Below are 3,864 nucleotides of genomic sequence, written 5' to 3' on the forward strand. Positions count from 1 at the left end.
GGTTGATAGAGAGTAAAAAGAGAAATGTTTTTCATTGATAATAAAAGCGAAAAATAAGTGACGATAGAGTGAGTATATTTTCCTTATAATAGATGCTTTTTGGATCATCTAGTAAAATCAATCTGGAAGCAAGAATTGATATATGTAAGTTGCGCAAGGCGCGGCATAAGAAAGGAGCAAAAGGATGAAGGAGCTTCATACGTTTGGGTGGTATGCAGCACGTGTATCACCACATTTGCCGAAAAAAGCATTTAAACCAGTGCCTACTCGTTTATTTGGTGGACTGGCTTATTTGCTTGTGGCATTGGCGGGGTTAATATCGATTGGTGTATTTGAATTGAATGTGTGGGCGAATCTAGGAATTGCGATTGTTCTTGGATTATGTTTTGCTTCACTTGGATTTTTAGGGCATGAAATTTTACATGGAACTGTTGTAAGAAAGGCATGGCTTCGTGATTTCTTAGGCGCGATTGCATTTATGCCATTATCAACAGGGCCAAAGCTTTGGAGAAAGTGGCATAATGCAACGCATCATGTTCATACACAGCATGAAGAGAATGATCCGGATGCATGGCCGACACTTGAGAAACTTAAGAAGAGTAAGTTTTTGAGTTGGGTATATCGTATGCCTTTACATGTACGTTCATTCTTTAGTTTTCTGTCACTAACAATTCAATTTACATTGCATTCGACTCGAATGTTCTTTCATTTTATAAAAGAGTTCAAGTCATCCAATCAAAAATCTGTATGGCTTCAACTTCTTTTGCCTTGGACAGTTTGGATTAGTTTATTGTTTATTATGGGACCTGGAAAATGGTTATTTGCATATGTCATTCCGTTGTTAATTGCTAACTTTATTGTAATGGCATATATCGCAACAAATCACCGCTTAAATCCAATTGTTCCAGTAAATGATCCGTTAGCAAACTGTTTGTCAGTAACAGTGCCGCGCTGGGTAGACGTTTTACATTTCAATTTCTCATATCATACAGAACATCATCTGTTTCCTGCTATGAGTTCTAAATACTATCCGTTAGTAAAAGAGAAGATTAAAGAAATGTGGCCGGAACGCTATCATGAGATGCCGATGACAAAAGCTTTGGCAGCGCTATGGAATACACCACGTGTGTATTATCAAGGAAGTGAATTAGTGGATCCGCATAGAGAGCATTTCTATGGTTCTTTAGGAAATGGACTAGATCCTCATAATATTTCATATCGTGAGGAACATATAGAGGAAGAAAAGAGTATTAAAAAAGTAAATCAGTAAAAATTAATATATTTTTGCAATGAAAAAGCAAGCCATCTCAGGCTTGCTTTTTCTTATAAAGAAACTTCCTTTTTGTTCTTTTTATGGAATTGGACGGAGTTAGTTTCTTTTCGTTGTAGTCGTTTTTCTAAGAGATTAACAAAATAAGTAAATAGAAGAACAAGTACGAGATAGTATACACCAACGATTATGTAAGTATCTAATTGTTGGAAGTTACCTGCTGCAATTGATAAACCTGATCCCCATAACTCGGACAGTCCTACGTAAGCGACAAGTGAAGAGTCTTTTAATCCGATAATAAATTGGTTTCCTAGAGGAGGAAGAGACAGACGAAATGCTTGTGGTAATATAATCCGGCGCATAGCTAAAGGGTAAGGCATACCTAAGGAGCGAGCGGCTTCCAATTGTCCCCGGTCGACGGATTGAATGGATCCACGGAAAATTTCCGTAATATATGCACCGTTATGAATTGCTAAAGCGATTGCTCCTGCCCAAAAAGGGGAGAAAACAATGACAGATGTAATGCCAAAATAGAGAATTGCGATTTGAACGATTAAAGGTGTACCACGAATAATAGCAATATAGATATGAGCAATGCTATTTAAAACTTTGTTATTCGAGATTCGAAAGAAAGCAAATAATAATCCAATTAATGAACCGAGTACTAGGGAGGTTAATGTTAATTGTAATGTGACAATAGTAGCCTTTAAGAGTGTGGGATAGGTAGAGATAAAAATTTCAAACATGTGTTTCACCTCATATTGTATAGATTTTAGTAGAGAATGAAATGCCCCACATAAAATGAACATTTAATCAGTGGGGCACTGTTTATGAATCTTTTGAATGGCTAACTTACTTCGTTTTTTCCTCTTCACCGAGAATATTACGCCCGAACCATTTTTTACTGATTTTTTCATACGTACCATCTTTAATGATTTCATCTAACGCTTTATTTACTTTCTCAACCATTTCTTTATCATCTTTGCGAATAGCAATTCCCATTTCATCAAGATTTAATGGTTTTCCGGCTTCTTTTATATTTGATTTTCCTTCTTTTATCATACGTAGACCAACCATTTGATCCGTAATTACTGCGTCAACACGCCCAGGCTCTAAATCCATAAGAGCAGTAATATCGCTGTCATATTCAGTGATTTGATCTGTATATTTTGCAACAAGATTTTTAAAGGTACTAGCTTTTACAACACCAATTTTCTTACCTTTTAAATCTTCTGGAGAAGAGATAGCGTTATTCTTTTTAGCTACAAAAATTTGGGCGCCAGAGCGATAGTACGGATTTGAGAAACTAACAGCTTTTAAGCGCTCCTCTGTAATTGCCATACTACCCAGTATTACATCATATTTCTTCGCTTGAAGACCTTGAATCAGCGTTTCCCATGGGTTTGTAACTGGCGTAGCCTTCATGTTCATCTTTTTAGCAAGAGCTTCACCGATTTCTACATCAAAACCGACAAGTTTGCCGTCATTTTCTTTATAGTTAAAAGGTTTGTATAATCCACTCATCGCATAGCGAAATTCTTTTTCACCATTTGTTGAAGTAGTAGAGCTTTCTTTGCTACAAGCTCCTAGTATGAAAGATGTACATAGTGTAATGCTAGCAACAATGGTTAATAGTTTTCTTTTCATAAAACCCCTCCTATATATTGATCATACGGATGGTTTTTTAGTATGTTATTGAAATATTTTATTTGGATGATTAGTTGTGCACCGTATGAATGTATTGTTTTTCGTTCGAAACAAAAGTTACATTATAAAACGTTGCGTAAAAATTGTTTTGCCCGTTCATGTGATGGAGCTGAAAAGAATTGTGCTGGCGGAGCATCTTCTACAATCTTTCCATCATCCATAAAGATGACGCGATCAGCTACATCTCTTGCGAAATTCATTTCATGAGTAACAATAACCATTGTCATCCCTTCTTCAGCAAGTTCTTTCATAACTTGCAATACTTCTCCAACAAGTTCAGGGTCTAAAGCTGAGGTAGGCTCATCAAATAGCATAATCTTAGGGCTCATTGCAAGAGCTCGTGCAATGGCAATGCGCTGTTTTTGACCACCTGAAAGAAGATGAGGAGTTACATCCGCTTTATCTTGAAGGCCGACTTTTTGGAGAAGTTGAGTTCCAATATCCTTTGCATTTGCTTTCTCTAATTTTTTTACGTGAATAGGTGCTTCTATGATGTTTTCTAGTGAGGTCATATGAGGAAAGAGGTTAAAGTGCTGAAAAACCATACCGACATTTTCACGGACTTTATTTAAATTTGAATGCTTTGGATCAATTCGCTCACCTTGTAAGTGAATTTCGCCTTCATCGTACATTTCTAAAAAGTTAAGACAGCGAAGTAATGTACTTTTACCAGAACCACTGGCACCAATTAAAACAACAACTTCTTTTTCTTTTACTTCTAAATCAATTCCTTTTAACACATCAAGTGAACCGAATGATTTTACTAGATTTCGAACTTGAATCATACAAAACCCCCAGTTAAAAATATATTTTACAAATGTTGCCCCTTATTTCTGTTATTAGTCATAAATTGTCAGAATCCTTTATTTTTTTCGTGCAATTTGATA

Annotated in this window: 4 protein-coding genes; 1 reads left to right on the forward strand and 3 read right to left on the reverse strand. The window is 36.1% G+C overall.

Features of this window, described 5'->3' with window-relative positions; translation table 11 throughout:
• Positions 1–184: 184 nt before the first annotated feature.
• Positions 185–1,270: a fatty acid desaturase family protein gene (locus ACQGS6_RS24320; RefSeq protein WP_000661226.1), complete on the forward strand. Its 1,086-nt coding sequence runs from the start codon at positions 185–187 to the stop codon at positions 1,268–1,270.
• Between the two features lie 53 nt (positions 1,271–1,323).
• Here ACQGS6_RS24320 and ACQGS6_RS24325 read toward each other — a convergent pair whose 3' ends face one another.
• The 3 genes from ACQGS6_RS24325 to ACQGS6_RS24335 form a co-directional block, all read right to left on the reverse strand.
• Positions 1,324–2,079, reverse strand: a complete 756-nt coding sequence (locus ACQGS6_RS24325) for an amino acid ABC transporter permease (RefSeq protein WP_003283038.1) — start codon at positions 2,077–2,079, stop codon at positions 1,324–1,326.
• A gap of 43 nt (positions 2,080–2,122) precedes the next feature.
• On the reverse strand, positions 2,123–2,917 hold the full coding sequence (locus ACQGS6_RS24330; protein ID WP_000823768.1) for an ABC transporter substrate-binding protein: 795 nt from the start codon (positions 2,915–2,917) through the stop codon (positions 2,123–2,125).
• Between the two features lie 122 nt (positions 2,918–3,039).
• Positions 3,040–3,762 (reverse strand): amino acid ABC transporter ATP-binding protein, encoded by a 723-nt coding sequence (locus ACQGS6_RS24335; RefSeq protein ID WP_000616925.1) that lies wholly within the window; start codon positions 3,760–3,762, stop codon positions 3,040–3,042.
• Positions 3,763–3,864 lie beyond the last annotated feature (102 nt).

Origin of the sequence: Bacillus sp. GMs2/2, from assembly GCF_050172095.1 — a bacterium.
In the GTDB taxonomy this organism is placed as follows: Bacteria; Bacillota; Bacilli; order Bacillales; family Bacillaceae_G; genus Bacillus_A; species Bacillus_A cereus.